Source organism: Chamaesiphon sp. OTE_20_metabat_361, from assembly GCF_031364565.1.
In genome coordinates this window covers 1-3,772 of record NZ_JANLWO010000080.1, presented here as the reverse complement: position 1 = coordinate 3,772, position 3,772 = coordinate 1, and the positions used below count along the sequence as shown (strand labels likewise).

Annotated in this window: 4 protein-coding genes and 1 tRNA gene; 1 reads left to right on the top strand and 4 read right to left on the bottom strand. The window is 45.9% G+C overall.

Annotated features, from left to right (window positions below; genetic code table 11):
* Window positions 1-338 precede the first annotated feature (338 nt).
* Together RMO35_RS02195 and RMO35_RS02190 are read right to left on the bottom strand one after the other, a co-directional pair.
* The gene (locus RMO35_RS02195; RefSeq protein WP_309738254.1) at window positions 339-572 is read right to left on the bottom strand and encodes a hypothetical protein; all 234 of its coding nucleotides are present in this window, start codon (window positions 570-572) and stop codon (window positions 339-341) included.
* A 17-nt stretch (window positions 573-589) separates the two neighbouring features.
* The gene (locus tag RMO35_RS02190) at window positions 590-1,162 is read right to left on the bottom strand and encodes a hypothetical protein (RefSeq protein WP_309738252.1); all 573 of its coding nucleotides are present in this window, start codon (window positions 1,160-1,162) and stop codon (window positions 590-592) included.
* A 308-nt stretch (window positions 1,163-1,470) separates the two neighbouring features.
* Between RMO35_RS02190 and RMO35_RS02185 the strand changes: the two genes are divergently transcribed.
* On the top strand, window positions 1,471-1,881 hold the full coding sequence (locus RMO35_RS02185; RefSeq protein WP_309738251.1) for a hypothetical protein: 411 nt from the start codon (window positions 1,471-1,473) through the stop codon (window positions 1,879-1,881).
* Between the two features lie 441 nt (window positions 1,882-2,322).
* Here the strand turns inward: RMO35_RS02185 and RMO35_RS02180 are convergent.
* Both RMO35_RS02180 and RMO35_RS02175 read right to left on the bottom strand, forming a co-directional pair.
* Window positions 2,323-2,395: transfer RNA gene (locus tag RMO35_RS02180), tRNA-Ala, on the bottom strand.
* A 152-nt stretch (window positions 2,396-2,547) separates the two neighbouring features.
* A partial coding sequence (locus RMO35_RS02175) for a R3H domain-containing nucleic acid-binding protein (RefSeq protein ID WP_309738249.1) occupies window positions 2,548-3,772 on the bottom strand: 1,225 nt, incomplete at its 5' end.

Here is a 3,772-nt window from a genome sequence, read left to right as displayed (position 1 = left end):
GTTACAGACGGTTTATTGTTCATTTTGATGGCACCGTCAGCCACGAATATAGCAGTCGATACAAGCCCTGCTAGTACCACGACTCTGAGGATGACTCTGTTAATAATTGCGTCGATTTCTTTATTGTTGTTAGCCATTTTCTTTTACTCGATTGTGTGCTATCTATATTTCCATGTAGTTGTGATATAAATCAGAACACTCTTGTGAATATCTATGAAAGAGTCAAATCGCACCATTAGATCGGCTCAACGTCTTAGTAGTTATGCCAATCTTAATACTCTTACCCGCTACGATGATAATCGGATAAAGTATCAGGCTTCAGAATGTTTGTGTTGGGTTTATTTGGTTATAGATTGACTCCTTAGCCTATTCCACATACCTTTGATTCGATCGATTGTCCATTCGATCGTCTTCTGTATCTTTAATTGCAATCTCAGCCTCTCATTCTCTTTCACCAGTCCAGCAATGCGATCGTTTAAACACTGAATCTCGCCCCGCAATTGAATATTCTTACGCTCCAGATATTGGGCTTCTGGGCTTAACTTACTCAGTTCTAATTCTTGCTCTTTCATTAGTTTTTCCTGGTTGGTTATTTATTTTTGATACATTTGTTATATGCTTCGATTTGTCCAGACTTCATTTTTTCTACACAATTAACAGTTTCCTGTCTTGAGCGTTCGATACGCTCATTTTGGGCTGCTAGTTCTTCGGCTGGTAGAGTTGAAACTGCTGTAGTATTTTCTGGTTCAGGCTTGTCAATGGTCGTTTGTGGTACGTTAGCATTGACATTCGTTGGAGTAGGTTCTTTTTTTGCGGTTACTTTTGCATCTTGAGCAATATTATCTGTTAAGTCACTACTAGATTTTGTTGACTTACAGGCTTCTTGGTATTCATTTTGAGCGACGGCAAGACGATCTGCTGCTGACTTTGATTTAGCATACACCTCATCTGCTGCACTATTTATCTGAGATCCACGAAGTCTATCACCATATTTATTTGTTGTTTGTTGAGTTAATTCCTCACCTAATTTTGCATATTTTGTTTGTTCATTTTCAAAATTACTCCGAGCTGATTCACAAGTTTTAGGAACGCACGAAGTCAAGAAAATACTTGAGGGGAAAAGAAGTCCAATTAGTAATATCTTATTTACTTGACTTTGCATCTTGTCGTGAACTAAGCCCAAATAGCTACACCCCTATATCCACGTAGTTAGATCGAGTATCAGGACACTTTTGGAAATTTTGTGTTTATCTGGTTACATTTTTATTATCTGACGTGGTAATAGAAATTAGACGGTTAAGCTGGCAATCGAAAGGGATTCTCAGATTTGAGTGCCCCTGAGCGATCTTCCAGAATTAAGGGTGCTATTTGGGAGAGTTTTCAAGATCTAGACTGGTTTCCCTCTCTAAATCACAACAACTCGATCGGGTGGCTGTTAAATTTGGAATATCAAACCAACCGGACAAAACAATGAAACTACTAACTGCCTTTGCTGCAACTGTTTTAACACTGTCGATCGCAAACACTGCTATTGCTAGTGATATTTCCAAGATCCCCGATTCTTATATCGTTTCGGCACCATTAAACGCAAAAAAAACTGGACGACTTACTGCCGAAAAAGTAGCGGCATTTAACGAAAAAGTTGAAACCCACAATGCAATTGCACGAGTCAAGACTCTTGTGCAAGAGGTGAAAAGCTCGATGGTGGTAATAGCTATCAAAACATGCCTAGCATCAGGTCACGATGGTGAATCTGTTTATCAGTGTCCAAAATATCTAGAAGCTAAACGGGAATATGATGCCGCAAGTAAAGATCGAGGGGAACATCTGGATAGTAGCTTACTAGATCTTAAAAATTTCCTAGAAGCTACGGACAATTAATACACCCGTTCCCCAGGTTTAACCTTCTGATTAAACAGATTAAATCGGGAAAATTCAAGCCGCTACATCCAAGTCGAGTTTCAATTGATGTTTATTACCGATCGACGGCTTGGGTTCCTCAATGCTATGCTGGGGTTTGGCTCGATCGCATTCACTAACTGAAGATCGTCGAACTCGATCCAACTTGTCACCCGCCCAATGCTAGCTGATATCGCTTACCTTCATAGTTCCACCGCAACCTCAGTGCGGTACCTTTCTTATCAGTCCAAACGTTAGTACTCATTTGCTGGGGGGTCTAGCTGGGGGGGTCTATGAACCATCCAAACCAGCCGTAACAGCACACTAATTCAGCTTGTCTACCTACTGGTAGACACAAAAATTCGGCTGTTAGGACATGATTTGTTTCCTAAAAGCCTTACCAGCAATACTTTTACCAACCGATGGAGACAAGGAGGCTCGAACTCCTGACCCCTACAATGCCATTGTAGTGCTCTACCAACTGAGCTATGACCCCATAATACTTATTAATTTACTCGATCGCGTTTGTGCTTGTCAAGGGGAAGGTTTTAGGTTTTAGGTTTTAGGCTTTAGGTGAGGAGTATGGAGATCGCCAGATGTAAGTATTTGAGCCGAACATCTGGCAATCGTCAGACCTAAAGCCTAAATCTAGGCTGGAAAAATCCGCAAGCGGCGATTGGGTTCTTCGCCAAAGCTGGCTGATTTAAGCCGATAGTGTTCGATCAGTTCGTGTTGCATTTTGCGGACATAACTCGATCGCGGTAACAATTCGACGGGTTGACCGTTGGGGATGACGATTTGCTCGACAGCTAATCGGGCTTCTTCTAGGGCTTCAACTTCATCATCGCTGCCATTCTGGGCAAATAGCCGCATGTCGTCGGCTTCGGGGATGCCCGGATCGTCCATGTGCAACATGCGTCGTAAGGTGCGGGTGATTTGGGGAATGGTGCCCGATTTGACGCTGTAGATCGGGACTTGGCGGACTTTGCTAATTTGGCGCAGTTTGGCGTGATTTTTGATGTGCGTCCGCAGGGCGAGGACGGCATCGGCACTACCCATGTCTTTGGTTAGTATGACAGGGAGATTTAACACTTCGATCACCTGTTCCAATTCGTCGCGACCGATGCCGTAGGGATAGACGTGGAGGGGTAATTCTTCGCCATTTGCGCCGACTGGTGTCCCGGCTGAGTGCATGATGGCTTCATCGTCATCCCAGTTGCGATCGAGGAGTTGAGCGAAGCCCAGATCGGCCTCTAGGGTCGCCTGTGAGGCGTTGGTAGCTAGGGTAGCTGGCATGGGTGCCATCCGACCGCTCGACCGCCAGCCTCGGGGCGTTTGGGGCACGTTTGGCGGCGGCATCAGACCATTTTTCAAGACCTCTGGGATTTCGCGGACGATCGAGACTTTACCTGTTTCGTCAACGGTGCGAATTTGGGGTGTCGGCTGGCGGTTGCGGAGCAGGGTATCGACCATTTCGGCGACGCTATCGTGAACGACCCAGCGGTGGCGTTCGTGCATTTCGACGGCGATTTCAAAGGTGGGCGGGGCTTTACGTTCGAGGACGGTTTTTTGGGATGCGCGGCGACGGGCTTCATCGTCGCCGAGGGTGACTGCTTGAATTCCGCCGATGAGGTCGGAGAGGGTGGGGTTTTTGAGCAGGTTTTCGAGGCGATTGCCGTGGGCAGTCCCGACTAATTGGACACCGCGTTCGGCAATAGTCCGGGCGGCGAGGGCTTCGAGTTCGGTACCGATTTCATCGATGACGATCACTTCGGGCATGTGGTTTTCGACGGCTTCGATCATCACTTGGTGCTGAAGTTCGGGGCGAGCGACTTGCATTCGTCTGGCTCTCCCGATGGCGGAGTGGGGAATG

Excerpts from the sequence above, each read along its gene's own strand:
- RMO35_RS02195 (WP_309738254.1), bottom strand. The coding sequence starts at position 572 with ATGAAAGAGCAAGAATTAGAACTGAGTAAGTTAAGCCCAGAAGCCCAA.
- RMO35_RS02190 (WP_309738252.1), bottom strand. The coding sequence starts at position 1,162 with ATGCAAAGTCAAGTAAATAAGATATTACTAATTGGACTTCTTTTCCCC.
- RMO35_RS02185 (WP_309738251.1), top strand. The coding sequence starts at position 1,471 with ATGAAACTACTAACTGCCTTTGCTGCAACTGTTTTAACACTGTCGATC.